Origin of the sequence: Streptomyces sp. NPDC006012 (assembly GCF_042871185.1) — a bacterium.
Lineage (GTDB): Bacteria > Actinomycetota > Actinomycetes > Streptomycetales > Streptomycetaceae > Streptomyces.
This window is the reverse complement of sequence record NZ_JBIAIE010000026.1, coordinates 71951-88777: the sequence shown is the minus strand read 5'-3', so window position 1 is coordinate 88777 and position 16827 is coordinate 71951. Positions and strand designations below refer to the sequence as shown.

Sequence of the window (16827 nt, the reverse complement as noted above, 5' to 3'; positions counted from 1 at the left end):
AGGGCAGGGAAAACCCTCGGTCGCGCCCAGTTAACCGGCAGCGCCCTCACTTCGCGCGGCGGCCCGCCGCCAAACGGACGATGTCCACCCGCGAACGGATCCCGAGCTTGCGGTAGACCCGGGTCAGGGTCGCCTCGACCGTCTTCACACTGATGAACAGGCGCGCGGCGATCTCCCGGTTGGTCGCCCCCTCCATGACCAGCGCGGCCACTTGACGCTCCGTCGGGGCGAGCCCCTCAAGGCCGTCGAGCGCGGCCGGGGCGGCGGCCGGCCGTGGTTCCGGCGCGCTCGCGGCCTCGTCCACCCGGCGCAGCCAGGGCAGCGCACGGCACCGCCTGAAGAGGCGGATGGCCTCCTCGTACGACGTCGTCGGGCCGCGGCCGTCCCCCGGAGCGTCGGCCTCCGCCCACCGGACGTGCAGCCCGGCCAGGGCGAAGGCGGCCCGGGCCTCCTCCAGTCCGTAGCCCAGCTTGGCGAGCCGGTCCTGAGCGGCGGTCAGCTGGGAGACGGCGGCCTCCATGTCGCCGTGGGCGGCGCGCGCCAGCGCCTCGGACCGGTCCAGGACGGCGAGGACACTCTCCCGGCCGAGCCGCAGCGCGTGCTCCCGGGTGACATCGATGACGGCCTGCGCCTCGACCGGTTCACCGATACGGACGAGCGCTTCGGCGAGGTCGCCCTGCCAGCGGCCGCGCGCCGGGTCGGTGATGCCGAGTCCGTCCTCCAGTTCGCGCACCCGGCGCAGCGAGCGGACCGTGCCCGCCGGGTCCCCGACCACCAGTTGGGCGTACCCGAGCGCGCCCAGGGCCCGTGACAGATACATCTGGTCGCCGTCCTCCTCGGCCTGGTCCGCCGCCTCCCGGGCGAGCACCAGCCCCCGGTCCACGTCCCCGCCGGAGGACTCGGCGAGCGAGGTGAGCATGGCGGAGGCGGTCTGCCCGATCCCGGAGTCCCGGGCCAGCCGGAGGCCCTCGCGGGCCAGGTCGAGGGCCCGGCCGCAGTGCCCGGAACGCAGCTCGGTCTCGGCGAGCCCGCGCAGGAAGTGCACCTCGCTCTCCACCGACCCGCGCCGCCGCACCTCGCGCAGCAGCGCGGTCACGGTCGCTCGCGCCTGAGCCAACTGGTCGCCCATGACCAGCCAGCGGAACCGGGCGCTGCCCGCGCCGTTGTGATGGCAGGCCACCGCGGGATCCTGAGGTTCCTTCAGGGCGCGCTTGATGGTGGCGGGTGCGTCCGGGTGACCCATCAGGGTCTCGGTCTGGGCCTGGAAGGCCAGCGAGAGCAGTTCGGTGCGCCGGTCGCCGCCACGGGCGGCCAGCTCCGCGGCGTGCGCGGCCGCCTCACGGGCCTCGGTGAAGTCGCCCTGCAGGATCAGCCCCCGCCAGGCCAGCTGGTAGTGGACCAGGGCGAGCAGCCGCGGGTCGTCCCCGGCGTCGGCCAGGGCCTGCGGGAAGACCGAGTCGACCTCGGTCATGGTGTGGCCCGCCGTGTCGATCACGATGATCCAGGCCCGTACCCGGTCGGCGGGCGCGGTGGCCTGGGTCAGCACCTCACGGGCGATGTCCCCGGCGAGGTCCACCTCGCCCGCGGTGATCGCGTCCTCGGCGGCCTGCAACCGGTGCTCGTCCGGCCCCGGCACGGTGCCGGCGGGGGTGTGCCGGCCGGCGAGCAGGGCGAGGTGCGCGGCCACGAAGGGGGCCCCGCGGTCCCGTGCCAGGGTGGCGGCCTCCGCGAGCCGGGCGGCGACCTCCGGGTCGGTGCCGGTGGTGGCCAGGGCGAGGTGGCGGGCCCGCTCGATCGGATCGCCGGCCGCGGTGGACAGCGCGGCGTGCGCGGCACGCCGCTCGTGCGCGGGCGCTTCCGCGTACAGCGCGGCCGAGATGAGCGGGTGCGCGAACCGGATCGTGGGACCCGACGGGCCGTCGAGGTCGGTGGCCAGCAGACCGAGTTCGGCGGCCTGGGCGCATTCGGCCTCCACGTTGTCGCGGCCGGCCGCGAGCAGCAGCGCGGGTGTGGGACGGGCGCCCGCGCTCGCCACCAGCAGGGTGCGGCGGGCCTCGACCGACAGCAGGTCGAGGCGGCTGAGGACGAGGGCGCGCAGCGAGGTGGGCACGGGCAGCGGCTCGCCGGGCCGGGGTGGGGTGGGGCTTTCGGACAGCGCGCGGCCCAGCTCCAGGGCGAACAGCGGGTTGCCGCCGCTGGTGCGGTGGATCTCGCGGACCGTGGAGCGCGGCAGGCGGTGGCCGCGGTGGTCGAGCAGCGTGGCGACCTGGGCACGGCTGAGCGGACCGAGCCGGATGGCCACGGTGTCCGGCGGGGAGGCACGTAACTGTCGGTCGTACTCCTGCCCCTCCGTGCGTACCGCGCACAGGAGTTGCACCGGGGTGCCGCCCAGGCGGCGTGCGGCGAAGCCGAGGAGTTCGGCGCTGGCCGGATCCAGCCACTGCAGGTCGTCGGCGACGACCAGGACGGTGCCCTCGGCGGCGAGTGCGCGCAGCGCGGACAGCACCGCGAGGCGCAGCGCCAGGCCGTCGCGTTGCAGGGTGGATTCGCCGCGGCCGGTCAGTGCCGACTCCAGGGCAGTGCGCTGGGCCGCGGGGAGCCGGCCGGAGACCTCCTCCAGGACCAGGCCGAGAAGGTCGGCGAGGGCGAGGAAGGGAAGATGGGATTCGGACTCGGTTGCGGAGCAGCGCAACACGGTGCGGGCGGCTCCCGCGTATTCGGCGGCCAAGGCCCGCAGGACGGTCGATTTCCCTATTCCGGCGGGGCCGTGCAGCAGCACGCTGCCGCCCGAGGCGAGCTGGTCACGCGCGGCGGCTAATGGTTCGTCCCGGCCGAAGACCAGGTCGGGGCGGTATCTCGCAGGCTCCCGGAAGTCCCGTCGCACGGTCACCACTCCCCTTGTGTGTCGTGTCCGGGCCAAATTCTAGGCAATGATTCCTGAAATTCGGATGGACGGTGTACCGAGGGCAATAACCGGGGGCGCGTACCGAGAAATTCAAATCTTCGTCAAGTGAACGGATGCCGGGCTCCTGGTGGGGCTTGGGGCCCTTCTTTGGGTCTCCGCGGAAGGGGGAGCCGCGTTCGGCGCGTGTTCCCGTTCTCGTGTACGGGCGTGGGGGAGTGCGGCACGGGACTCCTCGCAGCGGTGCCGGGCCACCCGGATCCACGGCCAAGGAGAGGGTGACCGCGCAGCCGCCCGCCGTCGGGCCCGCTCGCCTTCTCCCCCGCCGAAACGCGGGGGACGGGGAGAGCCGGCGGCGCGGCCGGCCCGGACCCGGCACGTACGGTCAGCTCCCGTGGCACACATGGTCACACCCCGGTCGGTGCGCCGGACCATCTTGGAGGCATGACCAGCAACAACCCCTCCAGCTTCGGTGGGCGCCTGCTCATCGGCGCCACCGGTTCCGCCGCCGTCGCCACGCTGCCGATGTACATCAACGCGCTGCGCACCACGTTCGCCGGGACCGTCACCGTCCTGATGACGCACACCGCCGCCACGTTCCTCCCGCCGCACACCGTCGCCCTCTTCGCGGACCGCGTGGTGACGGGGACCGATCCGGACGACTGGGCGCGGGAGAACCAGGCGACCCTGGCGGCGGAACACGACATGATGGCCGTCCTGCCGGCCACCGCCAACATGCTCTCCGTCACCGCCACGGGCGCCGTGCCGAACATGCTCAGCGCGACCATCGCCGCCGCCGACTTCCCCGTGGTCTTCTTCCCGGTGATGACCGGCGAGATGTGGAACAAGCCCGCCGTCCAGCGCAATGTGGACCAGCTCCGTCTCGACGGTTACCACGTCGTCGAACCGCAGTGGGGGCAGCGCTACGACGTCGGCCTCGGCGAGTTCGTCAAGGCCCCCATGCCGCCGGCTCCGCCCCAGTTCATCGAGTCGGTCAGGGAGCTCATGCCGAAGGGCGGGCCCCGGACCGGCTGAGCGTCATCGGGAACGGTAGACGCCGGGCGTCATGCCCGTGACGGCTCTGAACGTCCGGTACAGCTGCGCCTCGCTGCCGAACCCGCACTCGCGGGCCACGGCGGCGAGCGGGCGCTCGGGGTGCGCCAGAACCAGCCGCTGGGCTTGTGACACCCGCAGCCGGCGGATCAGTGCCGTGAGCGATTCGCCGTCCTGTGCCAGCACGCGGTACATCGTGCGCCGGGAGACACCGCAGCCCGCGGCGACCGCGGCGGCGTCCAGGCGAGGGTCCGTGAGGTGACGGCGCACGAAACGATGGACACGCTCGCGGGTCAGCGCCGCCGCCGACGTCTGACGCGGCGCGGCGCCCGCGGCCCAGGCCAGCGCCGTGTCCAGCAGGTCGACGGCGTGCGGCAGCAGCGCCGCCGCTTCCCCCGGGGCGTGGCCCTGCAGACGGTTGAGCCCGACCAGGAAGTCCGCGACGACCCGGCCGGGTCCGGAGGCATCCAGCTCCACGGCGGTCGCACCGCTCAGCGAGCGGTGCGGCAGCCGGGCCCTGGGCACCTTGACCACCAGCTGGGAGAAGCCGTCCGCGAAGTCCAGCGCGTACGGATGGGCGCTCTCGACGAAGGCCATCGCCCCCGGGGTGAGCACGGCCACGTGTCCGTTCTGCTCCAGCCTGGCCCGGCCGCGGAGCTGGATGTTGGCGAGGAGGACGTCTTCGCGGTCACGCGCTATCAGCCGGCGCGTCCGTGCCACCTGCTGGGGGCCCGTGGTCAGGGCGGCGAACCCGATCCCGTCCAGGACCGAGGTCTCGATCCGGCCCTCGAAGCCCGCGTCCGGCCCGGGGCGCACCGCCACCCCGACGAACGTGTCGCAGACGACGTCGGCCCAGTAGGCGAACGCGTCCGACGCCTCGACGTCGGCACTGGACCACTGGGTACGCGAGCAGGCATGCATGTCTCCATGATGACGGCCCGCGCCAACCGTGACCTGCCGGGCCCGCTCCGAAGAGGGGGACACGGGGCCCGAAGCGCGCGGGTGACCACCCGCGGCCGGAGCGGAGACCGACCGGGCCTTCGCACCCTGAGTTGCCGTGTGTCCACATTTATGGTCGACTCAATGACGATATGTGCCATAAATGTTGAAAATTGTCATCATGTTGACCAGTGATGAAACTCTGCGCCAATGTCGTCGCGGGACGTACCCGGAGTGACGCCACACACCCTTCTCCTTCGTAGCAGCCCCGTACCGGTCGGCACACCGGCGACAGACGGAGGGTTCACATGATCGACAGGCGCACCTTCAGCAAAGTCCTGGGTCTGGGCACGGGAACGGCTGCCGTCTCGCCGGCCGGACTGCGTGGCCCCTCCGCCGTCCCCCGGGGCGGTGGCGGCGGCGAGGGCGGCGGGGGCGGCGGCAGGATCCCGGTCGTGCCGGCGATCACCCCGGGCACGCACACCTCCTTCCCCGCGCTGAAGCAGGTCAGGGCCGGTCTGCTGAACGTCGGCTACGCGGAGCTGGGCCCCGCCCACGGCCCCGTGGTCATCTGCCTGCACGGCTGGCCCTACGACATCCACAGCTACGTCGACGTCGCTCCGCTGCTGGCGGACCAGGGCTACCGCGTGATCGTCCCCTACCTCCGCGGCCACGGCACGACGACCTTCCTGTCCTCCCGCACGTTCCGCAACGCACAGCAGTCGGTGTTCGCCCTCGACATCATCGCGCTGATGGACGTGCTCAAGATCCACGACGCCGTGTTCGCCGGCTTCGACTGGGGCTCGCGGACCGCGGACATCATCGCGGCCCTGTGGCCCGAGCGCGTCAAGGCCCTGGTCTCGGTGAGCGGCTACCTCATCACCAACCGCAAAGCCCAGTTGAAACCGATCGCGGCGAAGGCCGAGTACGCCTGGTGGTACCAGTACTACTTCGCCACCGAGCGCGGCAGGCTGGCCATGGAGGAGAAGACCCACCGCCGCGAACTGACCCACCTCGTCTGGTACATCGTCTCCCCCACCTGGCACTTCGACGACGCCACCTTCGACCGCACCGCGACCGCCTTCGAGAACCCCGACTACCCCGCGATCGTCATTCACAACTACCGCTGGCGGCTCAGCCTCGCCCAGGGCGAACCCCGCTACGACGGCTACGAGGACAAGCTCGCCGCCACCCCGTCCATCGGGGTGCCCACCATCACCATCGACGCCGAGCGGGACCCGTTCACGGCGCCGGGCAACGGCTCCTCGTACCGCGACAGGTTCACCGGGAAGTACGAGCACCGGACGCTGGCCGGCATCGGCCACAACGTGCCCCAGGAAGCACCGACCGCCTTCGCCCAGGCCGTCGTCGACGTAGACCACCTCTGACTGCGGACGCCGGATCCGGCGTCCGTTCTCCTGCGGCGGGCCCACCACCCCCGCTAGGGCAACAGCCCGGTCCGGCGGGCCGCCGCCACCGCCTCCCCGCGGGTGTGGGCGCCCAGCTTGCGCATGGCCGAGCGTAAGTAGCCCTTGACCGTTTCGGGGCGCAGGCCCAGCCGGTCCGCCACCGCCGCGTTGGTCGCGCCCGCGGCCACCCAGGCGAGGACGTCCACCTCGCGCGGCGCCAGACCCGCGCCCCGCGCTGCCTCCGTCTTCGTCAACAGCCCGCAGGCGGCCAGGAGTTCGGCCCGCAGCCCCGGGTCGGCGATCCGCGGGGCCAGGGCGCGCAGCGCCGCGTGCGCCTCGCGCACCTGCTCCCGGACGGGACCGGCGTCCCCGTCGGCCGGGCGCTCCGGGTGGGCCGCCGCCAGCAGCCCGCGCACCTCCTCCCGCACCACGAGCGCCTGTTCCACGTCCCGGGCCGCCGCCATCGCCGCACTCAGCGTGCGGTCGCCCAGCGGCTGCGCCGAGCGCAGTGCGCCGTACAGCACGCCCCGCACCCGCCGGCGCACCACCACCGGTACGGCGACCACCGAGCGCAGGCCCTCGACGGCCACCGGGATGTCGTACTCGTGGCTGATCTGCCGCGAGGCCGAGTAGTCCGTCACCGCACACGGCCTGGCCAGCTCCACCGCCTTGCCGCCGAGCCCGTTGCCCGAGGTCACCGCGAGTGCGCGCAGGGCCGCTGTGGACGTCCCGCTCAGCTCGCTGATCCGCACCCTCGGCCGGCCCGCCTCCACCAGGCCGCCGAAGGCGACCGGCAGTCCCGTGACCCGTCGCAGCCGGGACAGCGCACCGCTGATCTCCACCGCCCCCGTGACGTCTGCCGCCACCTGTTCGCCCCTTCACCGTGGCTCATTGCGATCCACACCCCCGTTCGGGGGTAGTGAGATCTGCATCACGGATTACACGATGCCAGAGAGCCGCCCGGCAATGGTCCGGCACCGATGGGAGTGAGCCGCAGGGGTGAGCCGACGCCGGCGGCAGCCGGCGCGCTCCGGTGGCGCGCTACCGAGCAACAGGGAGCACAGATGACGACGGCGACTGAGCTGTTCCGCAGGGCACGGGACTTCCTGCTGGAACACCGCGAGGACTACGCCACGGCCTACCAGGGCTTCGAGTGGCCGCGCCCGGACCGTTTCAACTGGGCCCTCGACTGGTTCGACGTCATCGCGGACGGCAACGACCGCACCGCCCTGCGCATCGTCGAGGAGGACGGCAGCGAGCGCCGGCTGTCCTTCGCCGAACTGTCCGACCGTTCCGACCGGGTGGCGAACTGGCTGCGCGCGCAGGGCGTCCGGGCCGAGGACCGCGTCCTGGTCATGCTCGGCAACCAGGCCGAACTGTGGGAGACCGCGCTCGCCGCGATGAAGCTGCGTGCCGTGGTCATCCCGGCCACCCCGCTGCTGGGCCCCGCCGACCTGCGTGACCGCGTCGAGCGCGGCCGGGTCCGGCACGTGCTGGCGAGCGCGGCCGACACCGGCAAGTTCACCGGCGTACCCGGTCGCTACACGCGCGTCGCGGTCGGCGGCGCCCCCGCGGGCTGGCAGCGCTACGAGGACGCGTACGCCGCCTCCTCGGACTTCACCCCGGACGGGCCGACGCTCGCCGACGACCCGCTGATGCTCTATTTCACCTCCGGCACGACCGCCCGCCCCAAGCTGGTCGAGCACACCCACACCTCGTACCCGATCGGGCACCTGGCCACCATGTACTGGATCGGCGTCCGGCCGGGCGACGTGCATCTGAACATCTCCTCGCCCGGCTGGGCCAAGCACGCCTGGTCCAATCTGTTCGCCCCGTGGAACGCCGAGGCCACCGTCTTCATCCACAACTACACGCGCTTCGACCCGGCCCGACTGATGGCCGAAATGGATCGGGCCCGGGTGACCACCTTCTGCGCGCCGCCGACCGTGTGGCGCATGCTCATCCAGTCCGACCTGACCCAGCTGGGCACCCCGCCGCGGGAGGCCGCCGCCGCCGGTGAGCCGCTCAACCCCGAGGTCATCGAGCAGGTCCGGCGGTCCTGGGGCGTCACCATCCGCGACGGCTTCGGGCAGACCGAGACCGCCGTGCAGGTCTCCAACAGCCCCGGCCAGCCGCTCAAGACGGGTTCCATGGGCCGGCCCAGCCCGGGCTACCGGGTCGTCCTGCTCGACCCGGTCTCCGGCGCCCCCGGGGTCGCGGAGGGCGAGATCTGTCTCGACCTGTCCGAGCGGCCCGTGGGCCTGATGGCGGGTTACCACGGCGAGCCGGACCGGTCGGCCGAGGCGATGGCCGGCGGCTACTACCGCACCGGTGACATCGGCTCCCGGGACGAGGACGGCTACATCACCTACGTCGGCCGCACGGACGACGTGTTCAAAGCTTCGGACTACAAGATCTCCCCGTTCGAGCTGGAGAGCGCGCTGCTGGAGCACGAGGCGGTGGCCGAGGCCGCCGTGGTGCCCGCGCCGGACGCACTGCGGCTGGCCGTGCCGAAGGCGTACATCGTGCTCGCCGAGGGCTGGGAGCCGGGACCGGACACCGCGAAGATGCTGTTCGAGCACTCCCGCGAGATCCTCGCCCCCTACAAGCGCATCCGCCGCCTGGAGTTCGGCGAGCTGCCCAAGACCGTCTCCGGCAAGATCCGCCGGATCGAACTGCGCGAGGCCACGGCAGCCGGTTCCGCGAACGAGTTCCGCGAGGAGGACATCAGGTGAGCGAGTGGTCCTACGCCCACGGGACGAGCGGCACCGCGCTGCTCGGCGACACCATCGGGGCCAGCCTGGACCGGGCGGTCGCGGCCTGGCCGGACCGTGAGGCACTGGTCGACGTCGCGTCCGGGCGCCGCTGGACGTACACCCGATTCGCCGCGGACGTGGACACGCTGGCCCGTGCGCTGCTGGCGAGCGGGGTCGCCAAGGGCGACCGGGTGGGCATCTGGGCGGTCAACTGCGCCGAGTGGGTACTGGTCCAGTACGCCACCGCCAGGGTCGGCGCGATCATGGTGAACATCAATCCGGCCTACCGCTCCCACGAGGTCGGTTTCGTCCTGCGCCAGGCCGGTGTCTCCACTCTGTTCGCGTCCGTGCGGCACCGCAGCAGCGACTACCGCGCGATGATCGAAGAAGTACGGGGCGACTGCCCCGAGTTGCGGGAGACCGTCTACTTCGGCGACCCGGGCTGGGCGGAGTTCACCGCACGCTCGGAGACCGTGCCACGGGCCGAACTGGCTGCGCGAGAAGCAGAGTTGTCCTGCGACGACCCCATCAACATCCAGTACACCTCGGGCACGACGGGCTTCCCGAAGGGTGCCACGCTCTCCCACCACAACATCCTCAACAACGGCTATTTCGTGGGCGAGCTGATCGACTACAGCGAGCAGGACCGGATCTGCATCCCGGTCCCCTTCTACCACTGCTTCGGCATGGTGATGGGAAACCTGGCGGCCACCTCGCACGGCGCGTGCATGGTCGTCCCGGCGCCGTCGTTCGACCCGGCGGCGACGCTGGAGGCGGTCCAGAACGAGCGCTGCACCTCGCTGTACGGCGTACCGACCATGTTCATAGCGGAGCTGAACCTGCCCGGCTTCGCCGACTACGACCTGTCCACGCTGCGCACCGGCATCATGGCGGGCTCGCCCTGCCCGGTCGAGGTGATGAAGCGGGTGGTCGCCGAGATGCACATGGCGGAGGTCGCCATCTGCTACGGCATGACCGAGACCTCCCCGGTCTCCCTCCAGACCCGGACGGACGACGATCTGGAGCACCGCACGGGCACGGTCGGCCGGGTGCTGCCGCACCTGGAGGTGAAGGTCGTCGACCCGGCGACCGGAATGACCCGGCCGCGCGGCGCGGCGGGGGAGCTGTGCACCCGCGGCTACAGCGTGATGCTCGGCTACTGGAACGAGCCCGAGCTGACCGCCGAGGCCGTCGACGCGGGCCGCTGGATGCACACCGGGGACCTCGCGACGATGCGCGACGACGGGTACGTCGAGATCGTCGGCCGGATCAAGGACATGATCATCCGGGGCGGTGAGAACGTCTATCCGCGGGAGATCGAGGAGTTCCTCTACACCCATCCGGGGATCAGGGACGTCCAGGTCGTCGGGGTGCCGCACGAGCGGTACGGCGAGGAGGTGCTGGCCTGCGTCGTCCCGCGCGACCCGGCCGACCCACCGACCCTCGCGGACGTACGGGCCTTCTGCGCGGACCGGATCGCGCACTACAAGATCCCGAGCCGGCTGGAGATCGTCGACTCCTTCCCCATGACCGTGTCCGGGAAGGTCCGCAAGGTCGAACTGCGGGCGCGGTACGCGTAGACGCTCCGCCGGGCAGGGGTGTCTCCGCTCGGCCCGCCGGTGGTTCATCCGGACGCGGTGTCAGGGGCCGCGCTCGTCCAGGCGGGCGGCGGGGGTGTTGACTGCCTGTGGCCGGGAGTCCGGCCGCTGGGGACGTTCTCCTGCTGACAACAGGGCCGGGGCGCGGGTGGTTCAGGTGGACGTGGCGTCAGGGTGTGGACTCGGCCGGGGTGGCGGGGTGTTGGCCTGGGGCGTGAGCTGCGGGGATCCCCCTCCTGCTGTTTCAGGAGGGGGCGTGGAGGTGTGGCTGCTGTGGGGGCGTCAGCGGCCGTGTCCCGTTCCGGTGTTGTGCCCGCTGCCGCGGTGTCTGTTGTAGTGGTTTCCGTAAACCGGGTCCGGGTGCGGTTCGCGGCCTGTCGGCAGGGGCGGGAGCCCTGTTTGGGTCCAGTCGAGGGCGCGTCCGGTCAATTCGAGGCCGCCGGCGGCGTTTGCCATGGTGGAGGAACCAGGGGCACCGGGTTGGTACTGGGCCGCGACGTAGGTGCCGTACGGATATTCGAAGGTCTCCCCCGTCGGCGCCAGCCACTCGGTCGAGGGGACTCCTTCCGGAGCTCCTGTGAAATGGCTCATCGGATCCGGTGTGGGTGCCTGTGCCGCTGCGGTGCTGACGGCAGTCCTCGGCTCCCGGTGCCGGTAACTTTGCGATTTGTTCTCCTGCAGGCGTGCCTCCAGCTTGTGCTGCTCCTCGGGCTCCAACCCCAGGTAAGCCTGGCCCTCCTTTTTGCGGGCCCAGCCGGCGGCGGTATGGTCATTTATGCCTCGAAAAGTCGCATAGTCCCTCACTGACAAGTCGCCGGACTTGTTCGGGTCTATGTAGTCTCGGAGGAAAGCCGTCCCCTCGGAAGCCTCGCGGCGTGTCCTCTTTCGTGCCGGGTGGGCGTTTCTCGGCATCTTTCAACCTCCGGTAAGTCCGCGGCCTGAGTCCGGCCGCCGGGCGTTCTCCCCCCGGTTGTAACGGGACCGGCCCGCCGGTGGTTCATCCGGACGCGGTGTCAGGGGCCGTGCTCGTCCAGGCGGGCGGCGGGGGCGTTGACCGGCTGCGGTGTGCCGGTGAGGTCGAGGACGAACAAGGGGATGTCCAGGGTGTCGGCGCGGTCGCGGGCCTCGTCGGCGTACCCGCACAGGGAGAAGTAGACGCACTGCGCGGACTCCGACATGGCCGTCAGCCACAGGCACTCGACATCCCGCGGTGAAGCCGGGCCGGCCGTCGGGTCGACCTGGGCCAGCAGGCCCCGGGCGGCCAGGCCGATGCCCGCCGTGGGCCGCTGGTCGGCGCGGCGAATGTCCCGGTAGCCCAGCCAGCGCAGATAGAGCGCGGCATCGGTGACCGCGTCGCGCGCGGTGCGGATGGTGACGGGCCGGAAGGCCGCCCGGGGCTCGGCGCCGCCGGCCGCCGCCGCGCCGCCCGACACCGGGACCCTGAGGGCCGTCCCGCACGGGCAGCCCAGCTCCGGGTGCGGCCAGTCGTCCCGGCGGCCGCAGGCCGGGCAGCGCACGGTGACCCAGTGGTCGTCCCAGGCCAGGTGGCCGATAACCGCCGGCTCGGCGCCGGGATTCAGCGCGGGGGCGACCGGGACGCCGCATGCGCAGGGGTAGGCGGGCGCGCTGTAGACGTGCTCGCGCCGGCAGACCGGACAGCGCACCGGGAGGCTCTCGGGCATGGCCCTCTCCCACCTTCTCCATCGCGTCGTGTCGGGACAGCCGTCCCATCGTGCTCCCGTCGGCCCTCCGTTGTCCGTCTCTTGACGACGTTTGCTCCCCGACCTACATTGATTCCAGATAGTAGAAGTTGAATTCCACAATGCGGAAGTAACGTGAAGTGTCAGTGCGGAAGCGGTGCCGCAGGCATCGCACGTCACCACAGGGCAGTGCTCACCGCGGGGCGCGACGGGAGTACGCAACCGACAGCCGAAGCAGGAGTACTCGATGGCTCGTATGACCGCTGCCCGCGCGGCAGTTGAGATCCTCAAGCGGGAGGGCGTCACCGACGCATTCGGTGTGCCGGGCGCGGCGATCAACCCCTTCTACGCGGCGCTCAGGGCATCCGGCGGCATCACCCACACCCTCGCCCGCCATGTCGAGGGCGCCTCGCACATGGCCGAGGGGTACACCCGCACCCACGCGGGCAACATCGGTGTCTGCATCGGTACCTCGGGCCCGGCCGGCACCGACATGATCACCGGTCTGTACTCGGCCACCGGCGACTCCGTCCCGATCCTGTGCATCACCGGCCAGGCGCCGACCGCGGTGATCCACAAGGAGGACTTCCAGGCCGTCGACATCGCCTCCATCGCCGGGCCCGTCACCAAGATGGCGGTGACCGTGCTGGAGGCCGCACAGGTCCCGGGCGTCTTCCAGCAGGCGTTCCACCTGATGCGGTCCGGCCGGCCGGGACCGGTCCTGATCGATCTGCCGCTCGACGTCCAGCTCACCGAGATCGAGTTCGACCCGGAGACCTACGAGCCGCTGTCCGTCTACCAGCCGGCCGCAACCCGCGCCCAGATCGAGAAGGCGCTCGCGCTGCTCAACGCGTCCGAGCGCCCGCTGATCGTCGCGGGCGGCGGCGTCATCACCGCCGACGCCTGCCAACTCCTCGTGGAATTTGCCGAGTTGACCGGTACTCCGGTGGTGCCCACACTCATGGGCTGGGGTGCGCTCCCGGACGACCACGAGCTGAACGCCGGCATGGTCGGCCTGCAGACCTCGCACCGCTACGGCAACGCGACCTTCCTGGAGTCGGACTTCGTCCTCGGCATCGGCAACCGGTGGGCCAACCGCCACACCGGGAAGCTCGACGTCTACACGGCCGGCCGGAAGTTCGTCCACGTCGACGTCGAGCCCACCCAGCTCGGCAAGATCTTCGCGCCGGACTACGGCATCGCCTCCGACGCGAAGGCCGCCCTGCACCTGTTCGTCGAGGTGGCCCGGGAGCTGAAGGCGGCCGGCCGGCTGCCCGACCGCTCCGGCTGGGCCGCCGCCGCACAGGAGAAGCGGGCCAGGCTCCAGCGCCGTACCCACTTCGACGACATCCCGATCAAGCCGCAGCGGGTCTACGAGGAGATGAACAAGGCCTTCGGCCCGGAGACCCGGTACGTCACCACGATCGGCCTCTCGCAGATCGCCGGCGCCCAGATGCTGCACGTCTTCCGGCCCCGGCACTGGATCAACTGCGGTCAGGCGGGCCCGCTGGGCTGGACCGTCCCGGCGGCGCTCGGCGTGGCGAAGGCGGACCCGGAGGCGTCGGTCGTCGCCCTCTCCGGGGACTACGACTTCCAGTTCATGATCGAGGAACTGGCCGTCGGCGCCCAGCACCGGATCCCGTACGTCCACGTCCTGGTGAACAACTCCTATCTGGGCCTGATCCGTCAGGCGCAGCGCGCGTTCGACATCGACTTCCAGGTCAGCCTGGAGTTCGAGAACATCAACTCGCCGGAACTGGGCGTCTACGGCGTCGACCACGTCAAGGTCGTCGAGGGCCTCGGCTGCAAGGCGATCCGGGTCACCGACCCGAACGAGCTGGGCGCCGCGTTCGAGCAGGCCAAGAAACTCGCCGCCGAGCACCGGGTGCCGGTGGTCGTCGAGGCGATCCTGGAGCGCGTCACCAACATCTCGATGTCGGGGACGAACGACATCGGCAACGTGGTCGAGTTCGAGGAGATCGCGACCGAACCCGGTCACGCGCCGACGTCGATCCGGACGCTGAAGGTCTGACCCGGCCGGTGCACACGGGAGCGGCCCGGCGACGGGCCGCCCCCGCGGCGTGCCTCGGGGTGCCCCGGCCGTCGGGTGCGGGGGAGTTCAGCCGTACCCGCCGCCTCCGCAGCCGCCGCCGTAGTCATGGCCGTGGGAGCCGCCGCCGTGGTCGTGGCCGTGCGCCGAACCACCGTGGCCGTGGTGCACGGACCCGCCCCCGTGGTCGCGGTCGTCCCCGTCCAGGTCGAACAGGATGCCGTCGTCGGCCCGGTGGCGGAGCAAGCGGATGTCGTTGCCCCGGCTGAAGGGGAAACGGCCTTCGTCCGCGAGCGCGCCACGGCCGACGAGCCCGGCCTCGCGGGCGAAACGCGGCAGGACGGCGGTCAGGGCGCGCTCGCCGTACAGCGCGACGGCGAACAGCACGGCGTCCTCCGCGAGGCCGTCGGGGCCGGCGGGGCCGTCCGGGAGAGCATGGCGCTCCCGCAGCTCCGCCAGGTGCCGGCGGCCGGTGCGGGTGCGGCCAGGTGGCAGCGCCCGCAGCAGTCCTTGCGCCACCAGCTCCGCCCGCATCCTGGCCAGGGCCCGGCGCACCACCTCCCGGGCGGGCAGCTCCCGTGGTCCGGCCGGCCGGTAGAGGCTCGTGCGTACCGCCTTCTCCAAGGGATGGCGGAAGGACACGGCGCCTTTCACCCCGGTCCGGCGCACCGTGCCCGGCCGCCCGGCCTCGACCACGCCGCGCAGCTGCAGCCCGGCGAGGGCGGCGGTCACCGCGGCGCGGTCGCCGCCGCGCAGCAGGGCGACCGCGTACGGGTCCGGTGCGGTCGTTGTCGCATGGCTCATGAGAAACCCCCGTGCGGGGCCCGCCGCCCCGGTGCGGGAGGGCGCCGCGTGCCGGTGGTGTGCCCGCGGGCGAGGGCCCTCGAAGCCTCCGCGCGCGATGCTCAGAGCTTGATTTGAGGGTTGCGTAGGCCGGGGTACGGCAGCGGCCGTACCCCGGCCCCGTCGCGGTCCTGCCCGCGGGTACCTGGCCGCCCGGCGGCGCGTGACCGGGCGCGAGAGGACATGCGCGCCGCCGGGCGGGATCGTGGGGCCTCTTCGTGCAGAGGCGGGGCCGGGACCGCGGCCACCGAGGGAGGCGGCCGTGATCCCGGCCCGTGAGGTGGGGCCGGGACCGCGGCGGTCGCGACGGACCGGGGACGCTCTCCCCTTCGGTAGGGCAGGGGGCCCGGGTCCTTCACCACCGCACTGGTTCGCAGGTCCCCGGCCCGCGGCTTCGCCGGGCCCCGGGGACGTCCGCCGCGGCCCGGCCCCGCCCGTACCGCGTCCTCGACGGCCACGCCTCGACATCGGCCTGGCCGCTCGTCCGGACGCGGCGCGGGGGCTCAAACCCGCGCGCTCGCGGGGAGCCGGCATCGGCGGTCTGCTGAACTGGATTCCGGGCGGCGTCGGTGCCTGGGCGCGACACGACTGATGTCGGCACCGGCGCCGCCCGGAGACTGGGGCCGGCTCAGAGCGCGGAGCCGGACAGGCGTTCCACCGCCCGCAGCAGGGCCGAGTGGTCCAGGCCGCCGTCGCCCTGGGCACGCAGGCTGGCGACCAGCTGGGCGACCACGGCACCCACCGGCAGGGGTGCGCCGACGGCGCGCGCGGCGTCCGTGACGATGCCCATGTCCTTGTGGTGCAGATCGATGCGGAAGCCCGGCTTGAAGTCCCGGTTCAGGAAGTTGTCCTTCTTGCGGGCCAGCACGGTCGAGCCGGCCAGGCCGCCGCCCAGGACGTCCAGGGCCGCCGCCAGGTTCACGCCCGACTTCTCCAGGAAGACCACGGCCTCGGCGCACGCCTGGATGTTCACGGCGACGATCAGCTGGTTGGCGGCTTTCACGGTCTGGCCGGAGCCGTGCGGACCGCACCGCACGATGGTCCTGCCCAGCGCCTCGAAGATCGGCTTCGCGGCCTCGAAGTCGGCCGGTTCACCGCCGGCCATGATGGACAGCACGGCCTCGACCGCGCCCGCCTCACCGCCGGAGACCGGGGCGTCCAGGACGCGGATGTCCTTCTCCCGGGCGGCGGCGGCCAGGTCGACGGAGGTCTGCGGGGTGATCGAGGACATGTCGATCAGCAGCGTGCCGGGCCGTGCGTGCGCGAGGATGCCGTCCGGGCCGTAGGCGACCGCCTCGACCTGCGGGGAGGCCGGCACCATCGTGATGACCACGTCGGCGTCCCGTACCGCCTCGGCGATCGAGCCGGCCGCGGTGCCGCCGGCGGCGGCGAGCCGGTCCAGCTTCTCCTGCTCCAGGGTGAAACCGGTGACGTCGTACCCCGCTTTGATCAGGTTCTCGGACATGGGCGCGCCCATGATGCCGAGGCCGATCCAGGCAACCGTCGGAAGGGTGGCGCGGGGGGAGTCCGCAGGGGTGCTCATGATGGGGGTGCCTCTCTGACTGCTGTGCTCGGTC

Annotated in this window: 11 protein-coding genes; 5 read left to right on the top strand and 6 right to left on the bottom strand. The window is 72.2% G+C overall.

Features of this window, described 5'->3' with window-relative positions; translation table 11 throughout:
- Window positions 1-46: 46 nt before the first annotated feature.
- A complete protein-coding gene (locus ACFYPJ_RS31925) occupies window positions 47-2890 on the bottom strand; it encodes an AAA family ATPase (protein WP_389024736.1) in 2844 nt (947 codons plus the stop codon).
- 456 nt (window positions 2891-3346) lie between these two features.
- Between ACFYPJ_RS31925 and ACFYPJ_RS31920 the strand changes: the two genes are divergently transcribed.
- Window positions 3347-3937: a flavoprotein gene (locus tag ACFYPJ_RS31920; RefSeq protein ID WP_389024734.1), complete on the top strand. Its 591-nt coding sequence runs from the start codon at window positions 3347-3349 to the stop codon at window positions 3935-3937.
- 3 nt (window positions 3938-3940) lie between these two features.
- On the opposite strand, the gene ACFYPJ_RS31915 is transcribed toward ACFYPJ_RS31920, so the two are convergent.
- Window positions 3941-4876, bottom strand: coding sequence for a helix-turn-helix domain-containing protein (locus ACFYPJ_RS31915; protein ID WP_389024732.1), 936 nt, complete (start codon window positions 4874-4876; stop codon window positions 3941-3943).
- Window positions 4877-5202: 326 nt separating this feature from the next.
- Between ACFYPJ_RS31915 and ACFYPJ_RS31910 the strand changes: the two genes are divergently transcribed.
- The gene (locus tag ACFYPJ_RS31910; protein ID WP_389024730.1) at window positions 5203-6282 is read left to right on the top strand and encodes an alpha/beta fold hydrolase; all 1080 of its coding nucleotides are present in this window, start codon (window positions 5203-5205) and stop codon (window positions 6280-6282) included.
- Between the two features lie 53 nt (window positions 6283-6335).
- Here ACFYPJ_RS31910 and ACFYPJ_RS31905 read toward each other — a convergent pair whose 3' ends face one another.
- Window positions 6336-7169, bottom strand: a complete 834-nt coding sequence (locus ACFYPJ_RS31905) for a response regulator transcription factor (protein WP_389024728.1) — start codon at window positions 7167-7169, stop codon at window positions 6336-6338.
- A gap of 198 nt (window positions 7170-7367) precedes the next feature.
- On the opposite strand from ACFYPJ_RS31905, the gene ACFYPJ_RS31900 reads away from it, so the two are divergent.
- Window positions 7368-9038, top strand: coding sequence for an AMP-binding protein (locus ACFYPJ_RS31900; protein WP_389024726.1), 1671 nt, complete (start codon window positions 7368-7370; stop codon window positions 9036-9038).
- Window positions 9035-10639, top strand: coding sequence for an AMP-binding protein (locus ACFYPJ_RS31895; RefSeq protein WP_389024724.1), 1605 nt, complete (start codon window positions 9035-9037; stop codon window positions 10637-10639). The genes ACFYPJ_RS31900 and ACFYPJ_RS31895 overlap by 4 nt, the downstream gene beginning before the upstream one ends.
- A gap of 1031 nt (window positions 10640-11670) precedes the next feature.
- On the opposite strand, the gene ACFYPJ_RS31890 is transcribed toward ACFYPJ_RS31895, so the two are convergent.
- Window positions 11671-12339, bottom strand: a complete 669-nt coding sequence (locus tag ACFYPJ_RS31890; RefSeq protein WP_389024722.1) for a hypothetical protein — start codon at window positions 12337-12339, stop codon at window positions 11671-11673.
- A gap of 265 nt (window positions 12340-12604) precedes the next feature.
- On the opposite strand from ACFYPJ_RS31890, the gene gcl reads away from it, so the two are divergent.
- Window positions 12605-14389 (top strand): glyoxylate carboligase, encoded by a 1785-nt coding sequence (gcl, locus tag ACFYPJ_RS31885; RefSeq protein WP_389024720.1) that lies wholly within the window; start codon window positions 12605-12607, stop codon window positions 14387-14389.
- Window positions 14390-14476: 87 nt separating this feature from the next.
- On the opposite strand, the gene ACFYPJ_RS31880 is transcribed toward gcl, so the two are convergent.
- Together ACFYPJ_RS31880 and ACFYPJ_RS31875 are read right to left on the bottom strand one after the other, a co-directional pair.
- The gene (locus tag ACFYPJ_RS31880) at window positions 14477-15211 is read right to left on the bottom strand and encodes a TIGR04222 domain-containing membrane protein (RefSeq protein ID WP_389024718.1); all 735 of its coding nucleotides are present in this window, start codon (window positions 15209-15211) and stop codon (window positions 14477-14479) included.
- 667 nt (window positions 15212-15878) lie between these two features.
- Complete coding sequence (locus ACFYPJ_RS31875) at window positions 15879-16793, bottom strand: 2-hydroxy-3-oxopropionate reductase (protein WP_389024716.1); 915 nt, start codon at window positions 16791-16793, stop codon at window positions 15879-15881.
- Window positions 16794-16827: the final 34 nt, after the last annotated feature.